This is a genomic window from Phyllobacterium sp. 0TCS1.6A (genome assembly GCF_026420825.1).
Taxonomy (GTDB): domain Bacteria; phylum Pseudomonadota; class Alphaproteobacteria; order Rhizobiales; family Rhizobiaceae; genus Phyllobacterium.
This window is the reverse complement of record NZ_JAPMAB010000002.1, coordinates 744,277-761,199: the sequence shown is the minus strand read 5'-3', so window position 1 is coordinate 761,199 and position 16,923 is coordinate 744,277. Positions and strand designations below refer to the sequence as shown.

The window sequence follows — 16,923 nt, the reverse complement described above, 5'->3', positions numbered from 1 at the left end:
TGGAATCGCCGTCGGAGCGATCAGCGGTTAAAAAGAGATTATGTGCAAAGAACGATCCTGCGCCCACTTGCCGGTTGACCGAAACTCTCTCTGGTGAAAAAGCTCGTCCCATGTCCCAGCCAAACGATTCCACTCGCCCACCCCTCGGTCTCGTCCGCCTGCCGCACGGCGCGGGCCTCGACCTTCCCAGCTATGAAACCGCCGGCTCCGCAGGCATGGATCTGCGCGCCGCCGTCCCCGAGGATCGGCCGCTGCTGTTGCTGCCCGGACGGCGGGCACTGGTGCCGAGCGGCCTCATTTTCGAGATTCCGGAAGGATTCGAGGCGCAGGTCCGCCCTCGCTCCGGCCTTGCCCTGAAACACGGCATCACCTGCCTGAACACGCCCGGAACCATAGATTCCGACTATCGCGGCGAGGTGAAGGTTCTGCTGATCAATCATGGCGACGAGGAATTCTACATCGAACGCGGCATGCGCATCGCCCAGATCGTGCTTGCCCCGGTCGTGCAGCTCGAGACCGAAGAACGTCAATATGCCAGCGACACGGCGCGCGGTAGCGGAGGCTTCGGCTCTACGGGGACTTCGTAAATATCATCGTCGGGAGGAACCCACATGGACAAAGGCAAGACGTTCCGGCTCCTGCATGAGGGGCGCGATATTCTCATCATGCCAAATCCGTGGGATCCGGGCACCGCGAAATACCTCGCGTCGCTTGGTTTCAAGGCCCTCGCCACCACGAGCGCGGGCTTTGCCTTCTCGCGCGGATTGCCCGATGGCGGCGTGCCCTTCGATGCCATGATGCAGCACTGCCGCGAGATGGTTGCGGCGACCGACCTGCCGATTTCCGCCGATCTCGAAAAGGGCAAGGGTGACAGCGCCGACAGCGCCGCGGAGACGATCTTCGCCGCGGAGGCAGCCGGGCTTGCCGGATGTTCAATCGAGGACTTTTCCGGCGACGCGGCGAAGCCGATCTATGATTTCGACCACGCGGTGGAGCGGGTCGCGGCGGCAGCCGAGGCGGCACGCGCCCTCAAGGGCGATTTCGTGTTCACGGCGCGCTGCGAGAATTTCCTGCATGGCATCACGGATTTCGACGCTACGGTGAAGCGCCTGCAGGCATTCGAACGAGCCGGAGCGGACGTGCTGTTCGCACCGGGCATTTCCGATCCGGCCCGCCTGCGCGAGCTTTGTGCCGCCGTATCGAAACCCGTCAGCACGATTGCGCCTGCGGGGCTCAGCGTGCCTGAACTCACAGAGATCGGTATAAGCCGCCTCTCGCTCGGCTCGCGCCTGACGACGGCCGCCTTCACCGCGCTGCACACCGCCGCCCGCGAGATGCTGGACAAGGGTACGTTCGAATTCAACCGCTCAGGCGTGGCCTATTCGGAATTGCAGGGCCTCTTCTCCCGGAACGGGGACAGCTAGACATGCCACAGCCGGAACTGGTGATCTTCGATTGCGACGGCGTTCTCGTCGATACCGAAACGATCGGGAACAACCACCTCGTCAAGATGCTTGCCGAGAGGGGCTTCGAGACGAATTTTGCCGAGGTTCGGAAGTCCTATTGCGGCATGCCGATGCGTGCCGTGAAGGAGAAGGTCGAGGCGCAGGGCTTCCAGCTTGGCGATGATTTCGTCCAGCGCTGGTATGATGCCATACCGGTGATGTTCGAGAACGGCGTCGAGCCCATACCCCATATCGAAGAGGTGATCGGCGCCGTGAGGAGCGCAGGGCTGCGCTATTGCGTAGCTTCGTCCGCCAATGTCGAGAAGATGCATGTCACGCTCGGCAAGACCGGGCTGATCCGCTACTTCGAGGACGTGCTCTACAGCGCCTCGATGGTGCCGCGCGGCAAGCCCTTTCCGGATCTTTTCCTGCATGCCGCCCGCGCGATGGGTTTCGCCCCGGCGCAGAGCGTGGTGATCGAAGACAGCGTCGCCGGTACACATGCGGGCATCGCCGCCGGCATGAAGGTCTATTCCTATTGCGGCGACGAGCATGCCGATCGCGAAGGACTTGCGGAGGCCGGCGGCATTCTCTTCGACGACATGCGCAAACTGCCGTCCCTGCTGGGCCTCGCGTGATGCTGACCAAGCCACTCAAGGTCGTGGACATGCATACCGGCGGCGAACCGGTGCGCATCATCGTCGACGGCTATCCGGAACTGCCGAAGGGCACCATTCTCGAGAAACGCGCCTATGTGCAGGCGGAACTCGACCATCTGCGCAAGATCCTGATGTTCGAACCGCGCGGGCATTTCGACATGTATGGCGCCTTGCTGGTCGAGCCCAATCTCCCCGGCGCCGACCTTGCCGTGCTGTTCATGCACAACGAAGGCTATTCCACCATGTGCGGCCATGCGGTGATTGCGCTCGGCCGCTACGCCGTCGACAACGGTCTGGTTCCGAAAGTGGAACCGGTAACGACGGTTAATATCGAATGCCCCTGCGGCATGGTCGTCGCCTCGGTTGCCGTCGCGGATGGGAAGTCGGGCAGCGTCTCGTTCGAGAGCGTGCCGGCCTTCCTGTTTGCGCAAGATATACGCGTCGACGTTGCGGGCCATGGTGAAATTGTCGTCGATGTCGCCTATGGCGGGGCCTTCTACGCGCTGGCCGATTGCCGCCAGTTCGGGTTCGAATTCAGCGAGGGTTCGGCCAAGACCTTTACCGAATGTGCGACCGCCGTGACCGAAGCCGTCAGGGAGGCAGTGCCGCTAGACCATCCCGACCATGCGGACCTCGCCTTCCTCTATGGTACGATCCTCACCGACGGCAACGACGTTTGGAACGAGGGCCCTACGCGCAATGTCTGCATCTTCGCCGATGCGCAACTGGACCGCTCGCCAACAGGCTCCGGCGTTACCGCCCGCCTCGCCGCCATGAATGCCAAGCGACAGATTTACGACGGCCAGGCACGCATCTTCGAAAGCATCGTCGGTTCACGCTTTGTCGGCATGGTTGCCTCGACGACCAGAGCCGGACCCCATGATGCGATTACCGCCCGAGTCTCCGGTCACGCCTATTACAGCGGAAAAGCGGAATTCATCGTCGAAGAAGACGATCCGCTCGGCGGCGGCTTCCTGGTAGTCTGAACATTAAACCGAACGGTTGACTAACTGGCGATGCCATGTTAGTAAACCATATGGTTGAATATAACACACCTCATCTCGATGTCATCTTTCACGCGCTTGCCGATCCGACGCGGCGAGCCATGCTGCACCGGCTCATCCCGGGGGAGCAGAGCGTCAGCGACCTCGCGACGCCCTTCAACATGTCGCTGGCGGGCGCGTCGAAACACATCAAGGTCCTCGAAAGCGCCGGCCTCGTGCGGCGGCGGATCGAGGGGCGGACGCATCTGTGCCGACTCGAAGCGGCCCGGCTTGCCGATGCCGAGCGCTGGCTTGCGACCTACAGGCGCTTCTGGAGCGAACGCCTCGACGACCTCGAAGCTCTACTGCGCGAGGAAGATGCCACGGTGCCGAAGGTGCCGCAGAACCCCAAGAAATAGGAGCAGAAGATGGACGCTTATGTTGAAAATGACCGGCTTGGTGCCGTGGTCGCCCCGCGCACCGTTCGCATCGAACGGCTGCTCCCGGGACCGGTGGATCGGGTGTGGTCTTATATCGTCAATTCGGAAAAGCGGAAGAAATGGCTGGCCGAGGGACCCATGGCGGATCATGTGGGCGGCGATGTCGTGCTGACCTTCCACAATGGCGAGATATCCGACGAGACGGTGCCGGACAAGTACAAGCAGTATGAGAAACACGTTAACCGGTGCAGGATATTGCGTTATGAACCGCCGCATCTGCTCAGCATGACCTGGCCCCAGGGCGAGGGCGAGCCTTCCGAGGTGACGTTCGAACTTGCCGCCTCGGGCACGGACACATTGCTGACCATCACCCATAGCCGGCTCGCCCACAGGGATGCGATGATCAGTGTATCCGGCGGCTGGCACAGCCATCTGGCAGCCCTCATCGACGTGCTGAACGGCCGGAAGGTCGATGGCTTCTGGAAGAAACTGGCCGAGGTCGAGGCACAATACAGACAGACTATCGTCGATTGAGCGGGACGCCGTCCAAAGGACGCTCGAACAGTTGGACCGGCTCGCCGAGATAGTTCGTCTCGGCGATCGGTTCGAACCCGCATCGGCGGGCGAGCTTGATGGAAGCGGAATTGTCGGGAGAAATGATGCAGCGCGCACTTCTGGCGGCAAGATTGGCCTTTCCCCATTCCAGCATCTTGGTCAAGGCCTCCACGGCATAGCCTTTGCCGTGAACCTCCGGCGAGACCACCCATCCCATCTCCGGAACCTCGCCGAAGGCGGGCTCCATGACGCGGTTGAAATCGGCAAAGCCGGCATCGCCGATATATCTGCCGGTCGCCTTCTCCTCCATGGCCCAGAAGCCATAGCCGATCGCCTGCCACATGCCGATATATTGCAGCAGCCTGCCCCAGGAGCGTTCGGGCGACGATGGCTCTCCAGAGATGTGACGGTAGACGACCGGATGGCTCCAAAGCTCGTGCAGCCGTTCCAGATCATCCCGCCTGTGGCCGCGCAGCACAAGCCTTTCAGTCTCGATAATCGGCGTTTCCTTCATGGCGCAATCCTGGTCTGAAGTTGATATCCAAAGCTGTGAAGTCATCGGCATTGCCGGAAGACGCGCTAGACTTCCACCGTCTGCAGCGCTTCTGCGATCCTTGCCGCCAGACGTTCGGCAACGTCCTTCTTGCTCAGATCCGGCCATTCCTCCACGCCCGTGCGGGTGATGATGCGGACCATGTTCCTGTCGCCTCCCATGATTCCGGTCTCATGGCTGACATCATTGGCAACGATCCAGTCGGCGCCTTTCCTGTCGAGCTTCCTGCGCGCATTCGACAACAGGTCCTGCGTCTCGGCCGCAAAGCCGACAACCAGTCGCGGACGCTGCCTGTGGTGGCCGACACCGGCCAATATGTCCGGATTCTCCACCATTTGCAGGGCGGGTGCGGCCTGGCCTGGCTGTTTCTTGATCTTTTCCCCGGCGGCGTCGGCCGTACGCCAATCCGCGACGGCCGCGACCATGATTGCGGCATCGGCCGGCAGAAAACGCTCCACCGCATCGCGCATCTCGCGCGCGGTTTCCACCTTCGTCACCTCCACGCCCAGCGGGTCGGGAATGGAGACCGGGCCCGAGACCAGATGCACGGTCGCGCCGAGACGCGCCAGCGCGGCGGCAATGGCGTGGCCCTGCTTGCCGGACGAACGGTTCGCAATATAGCGCACGGGATCGATCGGCTCATGCGTCGGCCCCGAGGTCATGACAATGGACATGCCGGCGAGCGGTTTCGAACGATCCTCGATCAGGTTCTCGACGGCGGCGAGAATTTCCAGCGGCTCCGCCATCCGGCCCGTGCCGCGCTCGCCGCTTTCGGCCATTTCACCGCGGTTCGGCCCAACGAAGAACACGCCGTCCTGTTCCAGCCTGGCCCGATTGCGCCGTGTCGCGGGGTGATCCCACATGCGCGGATTCATTGCGGGTGCAACAAGCACGCGCTTGTCCGTCGCCAGCAGGACGGCGCTTGCGAGATCGTCAGCCAGTCCATTGGCCATCTTGGCCATCAGATCGGCCGTTGCAGGCGCGACGACGATGAGGTCTGCCTCGCGCGACAGCCGGATATGGCCGACATCATGTTCGTCCTCGCGGGAGAAAAGCTCGCTGAACACCTTGTCTGCCGCGAGCGCGCCAACCGCCAGCGGCGTGACGAATTCCTGTGCCGCCTTCGTCAGGACCGGCCGGACGCGTGCGCCTTTCTCGCGCAGGCGGCGAATGAGGTCGAGACATTTATAGGCCGCGATGCCGCCGCCGATGATAAGAAGAACATGCTTGCCGGCAAGACTGCCCGCCGCCGGCGAAACGGCATGTGCCGGAACGGGATCGCTTTCCAGCCCGCCGAGAACCAGCCGTGCCTCTTCCTCCATGGATCGGCCATTCGCAGCGGCGCGCCGGCGCAGCCGCTCCTTGCTCGCAGGGTCCAGATTTCGGATCGTGATGCTGGCCATTGATTGCACTTTCCTGCTCGTGATTGCGATTATGCAATCAATGCAATCAATCTAGGGGAAATTTGCCTAGAATAAAAGCGAATAGGTGATCAGGATGCTGCAAACCGCAATCACCCATAGCGCGACACGGCCCGACCGCGTATGGCGAGCCTCGGCGCGGCCGATGGCTTCGGCAGTCGGTGCGTCGAAACGCAGGCCATGTTGCGCCATCTGGTCCAGTTCCTTGGACAGGCGATCCGCCCGAGCCACCAGTTCCGGCAGCTGCCGTGCCAGGTGCATCACCGCGCCGACGCCCTCGCGCGCATCGACATATATGCCTTGCGGGCCGAGATTGCGCCGGATCCAGTCGCCAACCACCGGTTCGGCGGCCTTCCACATGTTGAAATGCGGGTTCAGCGTGCGCGAAACGCCTTCGACCACGACCATCGTCTTTTGCAGCATGACGAGTTCCGGCCGCGTCTGCATGTCGAAGAGTTCGGTAACCTCAAAGAGCAGCGTCAGAAGCTTGGCCATGGAGATCGTTTCGGCCGGCTGGCCGTGAATGGGCTCGCCTATGGCGCGGATAGCCTGGGCAAAGCTCGCCACATCATGATGGTGCGGCACGTAGCCAGCCTCGAAATGCACTTCAGCGACACGCACATAGTCGCGGGTGATGAAGCCGTAGAGAATTTCCGCCAGGAAACGGCGTTCTTTTTTGCCAAGACGACCGGTAATGCCGAAATCGACGGCCACGATATTGCCGGTCGCATCGACGAACAGATTGCCGGGATGCATGTCCGCATGGAAGAAGCCGTCCCGCAATGTGTGCCTGAGGAATGACTGGATGAGCGTCTCCGCCAGCTTGAACAGATCATGGCCGGCGGCGACCAGGCCATCGATATCCGACATCTTGACGCCGTCGATCCATTCGAGCGTGAGCACGTCGCGCCCGGTACGCTCCCAATCGACGGTCGGAATGCGAAAGCCGGGATCATTGGCGGTGTTCTCCGCAATCTCGGACAGCGCCGCGGCCTCGAGCCGCAAATCCATCTCGATGCGGGTCGTCTGCGCCAGCGTCCGGGTGACTTCCACGGGGCGCAGGCGCCGCGTAGACGGCATGTAGCGTTCCTGCCAGCGCGCCACCAGGAAGAAGCTTTCGAGGTCGTTGGTGAAGCGCTGGCGCACGCCAGGCCGTACCACCTTCACCGCCACCTTGCGCTGTCCCTCCGGCGTATCGATGAAAGCCGGATGAACCTGCGCGATCGAAGCGGCCGCTATCGGATCTCCGATGGAAGCATAGAGATCGCCGGCGGGCCGCCCGAGCGAGGATTCGATGGCCCGCACGGATGCGGCCATGGGAAAGAAATCGAGCTGGTCCTGCAGCAGCGCCAGATCATCCGCGACCTCGGTACCGACGACATCCGGACGCGTGGCCAGGAACTGGCCGAGCTTGACATAGGACGGGCCGAGCTTGTTGATCGCGCGCGACAGACGTTCCGACCTGCGGGCAGTGCGGGCCCGGCGCCTTGCCAGGAGCCCGGCGACGCGGTGGCCGAATGCCGGCAGGCCGGTCAGGCCTTCGGCGGGCAAGGCCGCGATCACGCCTTCCCGGGTCAATATCCAGCCAGCTCGCACGAGCCGGAACATTGCGGCGAAACTACTCATTCAACGATCACAATTTCCAGCCGGAATGCAGCGCGGCAATGCCGCCGGTGAAATTACGCCATGTAACCCGCTCGAATCCGGCCTGGCGGATCATCTCGGCGAAATCCGCCTGGCGCGGAAACTTCCGGATGGATTCCACGAGATATTGATAGCTGTCGGCGTCGCCGGTCACGGCCTTGCCGATCTTCGGGATCGCATTGAACGACCAGGCATCGTAGATCTTGTCGAGGACAGGCAGTTCGACCTCGGAGAATTCCAGGCAGAGGAAGCGCCCGCCCGGCTTGAGCACGCGATAGGCTTCCGCCAGTGCGCGATCGATATGCGGCACATTGCGGATGCCGAAAGCGATCGTATAGGCATCGAAAATGCCGTCTTCGAACGGGAGTTCTTCGGCATTCGCCTCCACAAAGCGCGTATTGTCGGCCAATCCCTGCTTCTCGGCGCGGTCGCGGCCGACCTCGAGCATCGAACCATTGATGTCGAGGATCGTGGCATGGGCGTTTCGCTGCGATGCCTCGATGATCCTGAAGGCGATATCGCCGGTACCGCCGGCGACGTCCAGCACCTTCCATTGCGCTGTCCGCGAAGGAGACAGCCAGGCGATCATGGAATCCTTCCAGACGCGGTGCAGCCCCCCCGACATGAGATCGTTCATCAAATCGTAGCGCTTGGCCACGCGGTGGAATACGTCATTGACGCGCGACTGCTTTTCGCCGTCCTGCACGTTCTGAAAGCCGAACGAGGTCTCCATGCCGCCATGGGCGCCGGTGCGTTGCTGGTTCATCTTCCACCTGCTGAAATGCTATCGCGGCGAACCATAGAGGATTGATCAACAGAAGGCTATTGCCTCCTGCGCGACAAAACTGTGCGTCCCGCCGACGCATGCTTTGCGCCGGGAGCAAGCAATCGCTAAGGTCGGGCTGATTTCAGAGTGAGGGATTTTCAATGGGCGTGACAATCGTTTCCCACCCGCTTGTGCAGCACAAGCTCACCATCATGCGCGACAAGGACACGTCGACCGCAGGCTTTCGCCGCCTGCTCAAGGAAATCTCGCTCCTGCTCTGCTACGAAGTCACCCGCGATCTCCAATTGACCAATATCCGCATCCAGACGCCGCTGGTCGAGATGGATTCGCCGGTCATCGAAGGCAAGAAGCTCGTCTTTGCCTCCATCCTGCGCGCCGGCAACGGCTTGCTTGAGGGCATGCTCGATCTGGTGCCGGCAGCCCGCGTCGCCCATATCGGCCTCTACCGCGACCATGAAACGCTTCAGCCGGTGGAATATTACTTCAAGGCGCCCGAGGATATCGTCAATCGCCTCATCATCGTCGTTGATCCGATGCTGGCGACCGCCAATTCGGCCATCGCCGCCATCCAGAAACTGAAGGATCGCGGCGCAAGCAACATACGCTTCCTCTGTCTGCTGGCAGCGCCGGAAGGCATCGAGCGCTTCACGACGGCCCATCCGGACGTGCCGGTGTTCACGGCGGCCATCGACAGCCATCTCAACGAGAAGGGCTATATCGTCCCCGGGCTCGGCGATGCGGGCGACAGGATGTACGGCACGAAGTAGCGCTACGTCGCCGCTGATATCCGGCGCAAGATCGGGCTGGTCGATCGCGGCTTGCGCTCGGCAAAGCCATAGGCGGCAAGAACTTTCGCAACGGCCAGCCTGGCGTCATCCTCGCTGCGCGCATGGATGAGGGCGATCGGCTCGTCTTTTTCCATCCGCGCTCCGATCGGCTGGAGGGCGGTGATGCCCACCGCATGATCCACCGGGTCCTGCGGGCGGGTCCGCCCACCGCCAAGTTGGACGACGGCCATGCCGAGAGCGCGCGTATCGATGGCGGCGACATAGCCCCCGGCAGGCGCTTTCACCTCCTGGAGCACCGGCGCCTGTGGCAAATGATGATCCATCCGCTCGATGAAATCAGCCGGGCCGCCGAGCGCCGCGACCATGCGGCCGAATATTTCCGCGGCCTTGCCGCTGTTCAATGCCTCCTGCGCCATAGCAGAGGCGTCTCGCTGCGTCGATGCAAGCCCTGCCGAGAGCAGCATTTCGGCAACCAGCGCAATCGTCACCGTCTCCAGTCGCGCATCGCGTCGCTCGCCGGTCAGGAACCGCACCGCATTGCGCACCTCGACGGCGTTGCCGGCGGCAAGCGCCAGTGGCTCGTTCATATCCGTGAGCAGGGCAGTGGTCGGCAGCCCGGCGCCCTCGGCGACGGCGACGATGCTTTCGGCGAGCGTCACGGCATCGCGCTTTCGGGCCATGAAGGCGCCGCTTCCGGCCTTGACGTCCATGACCAGCGCGCCAAGGCCGGCCGACAGCTTCTTCGAGAGTATGGAGGCGGTGATCAGCGGAATGGATTCGACGGTCGCGGTTACATCGCGGATGGCGTAGAAACGCTTGTCGGCCGGAGCGAGATTGGCGGTCTGGCCGATGATCGCACAGCCGACATCGCGCACGACATTGCGAAACAGCGCATTGTCGGGCTGGCTGCGATATCCGGGAATGGAATCCATCTTGTCGAGCGTACCGCCGGTGTGCCCCAGCCCCCTGCCCGAAATCATCGGCACATAGGCGCCGCAGGCAGCGGCAATGGGTGCGAGCATCAGCGAAACATTGTCGCCGACGCCGCCGGTCGAATGCTTGTCCACCGCTGGCCCGGGCAGATGCGACCAGTCCAGCGCATCGCCGGAGCGCAACATGGCGAGCGTCAGCGCCACCGTTTCCTCGCGCCGCATGCCCTGGAAGAACACCGCCATGGCAAAGGCGGCAACCTGGCCTTCCGTGACGCGGCCGGAGCCCAGCCCTTCGATAAAGGCGGCTATCGCGCTCGCCTCCAGCATATGGCCGTCGCGTTTGCGCCGTATGATCTCCTGGGGCAGGACCATCCGCGGCTAACCCATGTCCCGGACGAATGCAGCGATTATCTTCTGCAGTCTGGCTCCGCCAATGGGCGCCATGTCCTTCGTCTCCTCGTGCGAGAGCTCATCGCCTGTCATGCCGGCGCCAAAATTCGTTATCACCGAACAGGCGGCAACCCGCAGGCCGTGAAAGCGGGCAAGGATCACCTCCGGCACGGTCGACATGCCGACCGCATCGGCGCCGAGAATGCGGGCCATGCGGATTTCGGCCGGCGTTTCGAAGGACGGCCCCGAAAACCACATATAGACGCCCTGCTCCAGCTTTTCGCCGACATCGCCGGCGGCCAGCAACAGCGCGTCCCTCAATTTGCGGTCATAGGCGGTGGTCATGCCGACGAAGCGCTGGTCGGTCACCTCGCCGATCAGCGGGTTGCGGCCGGAATAATTGATGTGGTCATCAACCAGCATGACGCTTCCCGGCATCAGATCGTGCCGCACCGAGCCTGCCGCATTGGTGAGCAGCAGCATTTCAATACCGAGATCGGCGAGGCTGGCAATCACCGGCCGCATGACTGCAGCATCGCCATTTTCATAGTAATGCGAGCGCCCAGCGAGCATGAGAACCGGCTTGCCGGAAAGATAACCGGCGACCACCTCGCCCGCATGACCCGAAACGCCGCTATGCGGAAAATCCGGCAGTTCCGCATAGGGAATGCGGACGGCATCATCCACTGCATCGACCAGCGAGCCCAGCCCTGAACCAAGCACCAATGCTATCCGGGGCGCCAGTCCATTCAATTTCTGTATGAGATGTCCGGTTGCCGCCGAAATCATGCGGCGCCTTTCCCGAGCACGTCGGCTTCGAACCCATAGGGAAAGATATCGCGCAAACGCAAGGTTTCGACGATGCCGTCATTGTCGCAAAGGTGCAGCAGTGTTTCGGGTCCGGCAAACTCGGCCAGGCGCTGGCGGCAGCCTCCGCATGGCGTGCACTTGGCCTTCTTTTCGGCGACGACCGCAATCTCGGTGATTTCGCCGCCACCGCCCATGACGAAGTGCGAAAGCGCCGTCGTTTCGGCACACCAGCCTTCCGGGTAGGAAATCACTTCGATGTTGCAGCCGGAATAGACGCGGCCATCGCGCGTGCGCAAGGCGGCGCCCACCGGAAATTGCGAATAGGGAGAATGGGTCTTCTGCATGGCCGCATAGGCCGCGTCGAACAGATCCTTGCTCATGATCACCTTTCCTTCACATAGGCCACGCCGCCCGCTTTCGGCGGGATCGCCTTGCCGATAAAGCCCGCCAGGAGAATGATGGTGAGCACATAGGGCAAGGCCTGCATCAATTGCACCGGCACCTCGCCGATCAAGGGCAGGGGTTGCCCCTGGAGCCTGATGCCGAGCGCATCCAGAAAGCCGAAGAGCAGGCAGGCATACATGGCCTGCACCGGCCGCCATTTGGCGAAGATCAATGCCGCGAGTGCGATATAGCCCTTGCCGGCCGTCATGTCCTTGACAAAGCCTGCGCCCTGCGCCGCAGCCAGATAGGCGCCGGCGACACCGCAGAGGAGCCCGCAGCAGATCACCGCACGATAGCGCAGCCAGGAGACGGAGATGCCGGCCGTGTCTACAGCGGCGGGATTCTCGCCGACGGCGCGCAGCCGCAGGCCGAACCGTGTGCGGAACAACACCCACCATGTGAACGGCACGAGCAGAAATGCCAGGTAGACGAGGATCGAATGCCCGGAAATGAGCTCGAAATAGATCGGCCCGAGTATCGGGACGTCGCGCACCGCCTCCGCCCCGGGCAGATTGATCGGCGTGAAACGGGCGCTGTTGGGGAGCGAAGGCGTACGTCCACCCTGGTGGAACCAGGCCTGCCCCAGGATGACCGTCGTGCCTGCCGCGATGAAATTGATCGCCACGCCCGAAACGATCTGATTGCCGCGATGGGTGATCGACGCGAATCCGTGGACGAGGCTGAGGGCAATGGAAACAACGACCGCCGCAGCCAGAGCGAGAGGCGCGGAGCCGAACCATGTGGCGACGGCACCCGCGGCGAAGGCGCCTGCGAGCATCTTTCCCTCAAGACCGATGTCGAATACGCCGGCTCTCTCCGAATAAAGCCCCGCCAGGCAGGCCAGCAGCAGCGGTGCCGACAGGCGGATGGTCATGTCGAAAAGCTGTATGAACGTGATGAAAAGTTCCATCACTGCCTCCCCGGTGCGGCAGCATTGGGCTGTATGGGCGTCGCCTTCGGTCCAAAAGCATGGAATATCCGCTGCAGCGTTGGCCGGAACATGTGTTCGAGCGCCCCGGCGAACAGAATGACCAGCCCCTGGATGATGACGATCATGTCGCGCGAGATATTGGGCATGTCGAAGGCTATCTCGGCGCCGCCCTGATAGAGCATCCCGAACAGGATGGCCGCAAGCACGATGCCGAACGGATGGGAGCGCCCCATGAGCGCAACCGCAATGCCGACGAACCCTGCGCCGGCGACGAAATCGAGCTGAAGGCGATGCTGGGCGCCCATGACCGGGTTGAGTGCCATCATGCCGGCCAAGGCGCCAGAGATGAGCATGGCAATGATGATGATGCGCATTTCACCGATGCCGGCATAGCGCGCCGCTTTGGGACTGAAACCCATCGTGCGGATCTCGTAGCCGAGCTTTGTACGCCAGATCAGCACCCAGACGAGAAACGCCGCCAGCAGCGCCAGCAGGAAGCTGATGTTGAGCGGCGCCGACCGCATGTCGAGCCCTATGCCGTTGAGAAGCCAGCCAAGCCCGGGCAATTGCCCGCCTTCGCCGAAGACCCTGGTCTCGGGGGCCTGCACATTGGCCGGCCGCAGGAAATTGACCACGATCGACACCATGATGCTGGCGGCGATGAAATTGAACATGATGGTGGTGATGACGACGTGCGAGCCGCGTTTCGCCTGCAGCCATGCCGGGATCAGCGCCCACAGGGCGCCGGCGATGGCGGAGGCGGCAATGGCCAGCGGAAAGGCAAGCCACCACGGCAGCACGTCGCCGAGGCTGAGGCCGACAAGCGCCGCGCCGAGCCCGCCAATATAGGCCTGGCCCTCACCGCCGATGTTGAACAGGCCGCAGTGAAAGGCGATGGCGACGCAAAGGCCGGTGAAGATGAAATTGGTGGCGTAATAGAGCGTATAGCCGACGCCATCGCCGGAACCGAATGCGCCCTTGACCATCAGTATGGCCGCGTCGATCGGGCTTTCGCCGACGAGAAGGACCACAAGCCCGGCAACGAGAAAGGCTACGACGAGATTGATGAGCGGAAGAAGGCCGTAATCGGCCCAGGCGGGCAGTTTGGCGAATGGCTGGCTCATGGCAGCGCCTCGATGGCGGCATCGGCTGTGGTGATACGGGCGTACTCGCCGTCGAGAACGGCAAGAAACAGCGCGTGCACTTCCTCGGCGCTCCAGGCCTTGCCGCTCCGGTCCGTGCGATCGGTACTGGCGACGGCGTCCTCCGGTATGAGCACCTCGAAACCAAGCCCGGCCGCCATCCTCACGGTCGCATCGACCGAGTTTTCGAGGAGGACGCCTGTCACGACGAGGCTGCGCACCTGCAATTCGTCCAGCACATCCATGAGATCGGTGCCGATGAAGGCGCTGTTCGTGCGCTTGTCCACCACGGGTTCACCGAGAATGGGCTCGACTTCGCTCTTGAAGTCATTGCCTTCGCTGCCCGGTCGATAGGGCGAGGACGGGTCGGTTGAATCATGCCTGATATGGATGACCGGCAAGCGCCGCGCGCGCCAAGCCGCCAGCAGACGGCCGATATTGGCTTCCGTCTCGGGCTGGCCCCGGCGGCCCCATTTCGGATCATCGATCGCCTTTTGAACATCAATCACGATCAACGCCTGCGTCGTCATTCCGCCGCCTCCAACTGTTCAACACCTGCCATCAGGCAGCCCAATTCGGCCTCATCCGCCTCCGCATCGCGCTCGCCGACGATCCGTCCGGCGAACATGACGAGGATCCTGTCCGACAGCGAACGTATTTCATCGAGTTCGACGGATACCAGCAGGACGGCCTTGCCGGCATCGCGCATTTCGATGATCCGCTTATGGATGAACTCTATCGCCCCCACATCGACGCCGCGCGTCGGTTGGCCGATGATGAGCACATCCGGATTGCGCTCCATCTCGCGCGCGAGAACGATCTTCTGCTGGTTGCCGCCGGAGAAATTGGCGGTCTTCATTTCAGGGTCGGAAGGGCGGATATCGTATTTTTCGATCTTCTTGCGCGCATCCGCCTGGATCGCATCGATGTCGAGGAAGGGTCCGTTCAGATAAAGCGGATCGTCATGATAGCCAAGGATGGAATTTTCATATTCCTCGAACGCCAGCACCAGGCCCATATGGTGCCGGTCCTCCGGCACATGCGCCAGGCCACGATCGCGCAGCTCGGCAGGATCGGCCGCGCCGGTGACATCGATCGACTGGCCGTTCAGCAGCACCCTCCCCGAGACCGCCGTGCGGATGCCGGCGATCGTTTCGATGAGCTGCGACTGGCCATTGCCTGCCACGCCGGCAATGCCGACGATTTCGCCCGCGCGCACCTGGAACGACGCATTGTCGACCATGACGACGCCGCGACTGTCGCGCACCGTCAGGTTTTCCACCGACAGCCTGACATCGCCGGGCTTCGCCTCGCCCTTGTTGACCCGGAGCAGGACGCGGCGGCCGACCATGAGTTCCGCAAGCTCTTCCGCCGAAGTCTCCGCGGTCTTGCGCGTCGCCACGATGGCGCCCTGCCGCATCACCGAGACATTGTCGGTCACCGCCATGATCTCCCGCAGTTTATGGGTGATCAGGATGATGGTCTTGCCCTGGTCGCGCAGCTGCACGAGGATACGAAACAGATGATCGGCCTCGGCCGGGGTCAAGACGCCCGTCGGCTCATCGAGCACGAGTATATCCGCCTGCCGGTACAACGCCTTGAGTATCTCGACACGCTGCTGCAATCCCACCGGCAGTTCCTCGATCAGCGCATCGGGATCGACGTCGAGTTCATACTCCTCCTCGAGCCGCCTGAGTTCGGCGCGGGTCCTGGCGATGCCCTTCTTCAGCAAGGGCGCGCCCTCGACCCCGAGCATGACGTTTTCAAGCACCGTGAAATTGTCCACGAGCATGAAGTGCTGGTGCACCATGCCGATGCCGAGCGCTATGGCAGCATTTGAATCGGCGATCTTCGCTGGCACTCCGTTGATGCGGATCTCCCCGGCATCGGCCTGGTAAAAACCGTAGAGGATCGACATGAGCGTCGATTTTCCGGCGCCGTTTTCACCGATAATGCCGTGGATCGTGCCTTTTTCCACGCGCAGATGAATGTCTTTATTGGCGTGAACAGCCCCGAAGCGCTTATCGACTCCAATGAGTTCAATAGCAGAAACGCTCATTTCCCCATCCGCTGTAGATCAGCCTTTTTCTTATCCAAGATGCGATGACCCTAGCACGTGATATTTTTCTTTCCACCCAAGAAACAAAAGATTGGGCGCAGGCCCGGCCGAGGCATCTTCTCGCCTCATTCGCCGATTGCCGCTAGCACCTCTTGATGCTATCGCGCAACTCGTGTCAACTCGTGCGAAAGGCGGAATTCCAACCGCTGCACAGGGAGGTAGGGAATTGGCGGATGATCGCGAACGGCTGACGCAGCTGGAAGTCCTGGTGACCGAGCAAGAGCGCACGATCGAGGAAATGTCCGGGCAGATTGCCGATCAGTGGAAGCAGCTGGAAGGCATGCAGCGCAAGCTCGATGCCCTCACCGACCGTTTTCTCGCCCTCGAGGAACAGGCGGCGCCCGATATTCCCATCACCCGGCCACCCCACTACTGAAGGTTCGAGCGCCATGGGCCTAGTGAAAGTCGATCTTCTGGCAAATCACCCTGAACTCGTTCCGCTCTGCGCGCGCTGGAATTACGAGGCATGGGGCCGGGATGCGGGCCGTAGCATGGAAGAGACGATCGACAGTTTTATGGCCATGCTCGACTCCTCGAGCCGCGAGCAGGCCTTCGTCGCACTCGTCGCCGGCGCGCCGGCCGGCCTGTGCCTGTTCATCGAAAGCGTCCTCGAGACGCATCGCCATCTGCGTCCCTGGCTCGCCAGTCTCTTCGTGGCGCCGGAAATGCGCCTGATGGGAGCCGGCACAGCGCTGGCAAGAGCCGTGGAAGACAGCGCCCGCCGACAGGGCGAAGATGTGCTTTATCTTTATTCGAGCCAGCCCGAATATTACGAAAGACTGGGCTGGGAGCGCTTGGAGGAACTCGGCGCCGAGGAAGCAGGCGCGTGGGTCATGCGCCGCTGCCTGTAAAAGCGCGCCGCCTGCAAGAGACATGCGGC

20 protein-coding genes are annotated in these 16,923 nt (G+C 62.3%); 9 read left to right on the top strand and 11 right to left on the bottom strand.

Features of this window, described 5'->3' with window-relative positions; translation table 11 throughout:
- The first annotated feature begins 110 nt into the window (after window positions 1-110).
- Genes dut through OSJ75_RS07785 form a run of 6 tightly spaced genes read left to right on the top strand, consistent with a single transcriptional unit; the run spans window position 111 to window position 4,061 of the window.
- Window positions 111-587: a dUTP diphosphatase gene (gene dut, locus OSJ75_RS07810; RefSeq protein ID WP_250019437.1), complete on the top strand. Its 477-nt coding sequence runs from the start codon at window positions 111-113 to the stop codon at window positions 585-587.
- Between the two features lie 24 nt (window positions 588-611).
- Window positions 612-1,424: an isocitrate lyase/PEP mutase family protein gene (locus tag OSJ75_RS07805; RefSeq protein WP_250019438.1), complete on the top strand. Its 813-nt coding sequence runs from the start codon at window positions 612-614 to the stop codon at window positions 1,422-1,424.
- A gap of 2 nt (window positions 1,425-1,426) precedes the next feature.
- Window positions 1,427-2,083, top strand: coding sequence for an HAD family hydrolase (locus tag OSJ75_RS07800; protein WP_267227445.1), 657 nt, complete (start codon window positions 1,427-1,429; stop codon window positions 2,081-2,083).
- Complete coding sequence (locus OSJ75_RS07795; RefSeq protein ID WP_267227444.1) at window positions 2,083-3,090, top strand: proline racemase family protein; 1,008 nt, start codon at window positions 2,083-2,085, stop codon at window positions 3,088-3,090. The genes OSJ75_RS07800 and OSJ75_RS07795 overlap by 1 nt, the downstream gene beginning before the upstream one ends.
- Window positions 3,091-3,140: 50 nt before the next feature.
- Window positions 3,141-3,506, top strand: coding sequence for an ArsR/SmtB family transcription factor (locus OSJ75_RS07790; protein ID WP_250019441.1), 366 nt, complete (start codon window positions 3,141-3,143; stop codon window positions 3,504-3,506).
- Window positions 3,507-3,515: 9 nt separating this feature from the next.
- Entirely contained in the window at window positions 3,516-4,061 is a 546-nt protein-coding gene (locus OSJ75_RS07785) for an SRPBCC family protein (RefSeq protein WP_250019442.1), read from the top strand.
- Here the strand turns inward: OSJ75_RS07785 and OSJ75_RS07780 are convergent.
- The 4 genes from OSJ75_RS07780 to ubiE all read right to left on the bottom strand — a co-directional run bounded on the left by OSJ75_RS07780 (window position 4,048) and on the right by ubiE (window position 8,466).
- A complete protein-coding gene (locus OSJ75_RS07780) occupies window positions 4,048-4,596 on the bottom strand; it encodes a GNAT family N-acetyltransferase (protein WP_267227443.1) in 549 nt (182 codons plus the stop codon). The genes OSJ75_RS07785 and OSJ75_RS07780 overlap by 14 nt on opposite strands.
- 65 nt (window positions 4,597-4,661) lie before the next feature.
- Window positions 4,662-6,038 carry a bifunctional phosphopantothenoylcysteine decarboxylase/phosphopantothenate--cysteine ligase CoaBC gene (gene coaBC, locus OSJ75_RS07775; protein ID WP_250019444.1) on the bottom strand — a complete coding sequence of 459 codons (1,377 nt, stop codon included), beginning with the start codon at window positions 6,036-6,038 and terminating at the stop codon, window positions 4,662-4,664.
- A gap of 66 nt (window positions 6,039-6,104) precedes the next feature.
- Window positions 6,105-7,682 (bottom strand): 2-polyprenylphenol 6-hydroxylase, encoded by a 1,578-nt coding sequence (ubiB, locus tag OSJ75_RS07770; RefSeq protein ID WP_250019445.1) that lies wholly within the window; start codon window positions 7,680-7,682, stop codon window positions 6,105-6,107.
- A gap of 7 nt (window positions 7,683-7,689) precedes the next feature.
- A complete protein-coding gene (gene ubiE / locus OSJ75_RS07765; RefSeq protein WP_250019446.1) occupies window positions 7,690-8,466 on the bottom strand; it encodes a bifunctional demethylmenaquinone methyltransferase/2-methoxy-6-polyprenyl-1,4-benzoquinol methylase UbiE in 777 nt (258 codons plus the stop codon).
- Between the two features lie 161 nt (window positions 8,467-8,627).
- On the opposite strand from ubiE, the gene upp reads away from it, so the two are divergent.
- Entirely contained in the window at window positions 8,628-9,254 is a 627-nt protein-coding gene (upp, locus tag OSJ75_RS07760) for a uracil phosphoribosyltransferase (protein ID WP_250019447.1), read from the top strand.
- Between the two features lie 2 nt (window positions 9,255-9,256).
- On the opposite strand, the gene deoA is transcribed toward upp, so the two are convergent.
- Genes deoA through OSJ75_RS07725 form a run of 7 tightly spaced genes read right to left on the bottom strand, consistent with a single transcriptional unit; the run spans window position 9,257 to window position 15,983 of the window.
- Window positions 9,257-10,579 carry a thymidine phosphorylase gene (deoA, locus tag OSJ75_RS07755; protein ID WP_267227441.1) on the bottom strand — a complete coding sequence of 441 codons (1,323 nt, stop codon included), beginning with the start codon at window positions 10,577-10,579 and terminating at the stop codon, window positions 9,257-9,259.
- Between the two features lie 6 nt (window positions 10,580-10,585).
- Window positions 10,586-11,386, bottom strand: a complete 801-nt coding sequence (locus tag OSJ75_RS07750) for a purine-nucleoside phosphorylase (protein WP_267227440.1) — start codon at window positions 11,384-11,386, stop codon at window positions 10,586-10,588.
- On the bottom strand, window positions 11,383-11,787 hold the full coding sequence (locus OSJ75_RS07745; RefSeq protein ID WP_250019450.1) for a cytidine deaminase: 405 nt from the start codon (window positions 11,785-11,787) through the stop codon (window positions 11,383-11,385). Before OSJ75_RS07745 ends, OSJ75_RS07750 begins: the two co-directional genes overlap by 4 nt.
- Window positions 11,788-11,789: 2 nt before the next feature.
- Entirely contained in the window at window positions 11,790-12,761 is a 972-nt protein-coding gene (locus tag OSJ75_RS07740) for an ABC transporter permease (protein ID WP_250019451.1), read from the bottom strand.
- On the bottom strand, window positions 12,761-13,906 hold the full coding sequence (locus OSJ75_RS07735; protein ID WP_250019452.1) for an ABC transporter permease: 1,146 nt from the start codon (window positions 13,904-13,906) through the stop codon (window positions 12,761-12,763). Before OSJ75_RS07735 ends, OSJ75_RS07740 begins: the two co-directional genes overlap by 1 nt.
- Window positions 13,903-14,454, bottom strand: coding sequence for a cysteine hydrolase family protein (locus OSJ75_RS07730; protein ID WP_250019453.1), 552 nt, complete (start codon window positions 14,452-14,454; stop codon window positions 13,903-13,905). Before OSJ75_RS07730 ends, OSJ75_RS07735 begins: the two co-directional genes overlap by 4 nt.
- Complete coding sequence (locus OSJ75_RS07725; RefSeq protein WP_267227439.1) at window positions 14,451-15,983, bottom strand: ABC transporter ATP-binding protein; 1,533 nt, start codon at window positions 15,981-15,983, stop codon at window positions 14,451-14,453. Before OSJ75_RS07725 ends, OSJ75_RS07730 begins: the two co-directional genes overlap by 4 nt.
- Window positions 15,984-16,209: 226 nt before the next feature.
- On the opposite strand from OSJ75_RS07725, the gene OSJ75_RS07720 reads away from it, so the two are divergent.
- Together OSJ75_RS07720 and OSJ75_RS07715 are read left to right on the top strand one after the other, a co-directional pair.
- A complete protein-coding gene (locus OSJ75_RS07720) occupies window positions 16,210-16,419 on the top strand; it encodes a SlyX family protein (protein ID WP_267227438.1) in 210 nt (69 codons plus the stop codon).
- 13 nt (window positions 16,420-16,432) lie between these two features.
- Window positions 16,433-16,894, top strand: coding sequence for a GNAT family N-acetyltransferase (locus OSJ75_RS07715; protein ID WP_267227437.1), 462 nt, complete (start codon window positions 16,433-16,435; stop codon window positions 16,892-16,894).
- Window positions 16,895-16,923 lie beyond the last annotated feature (29 nt).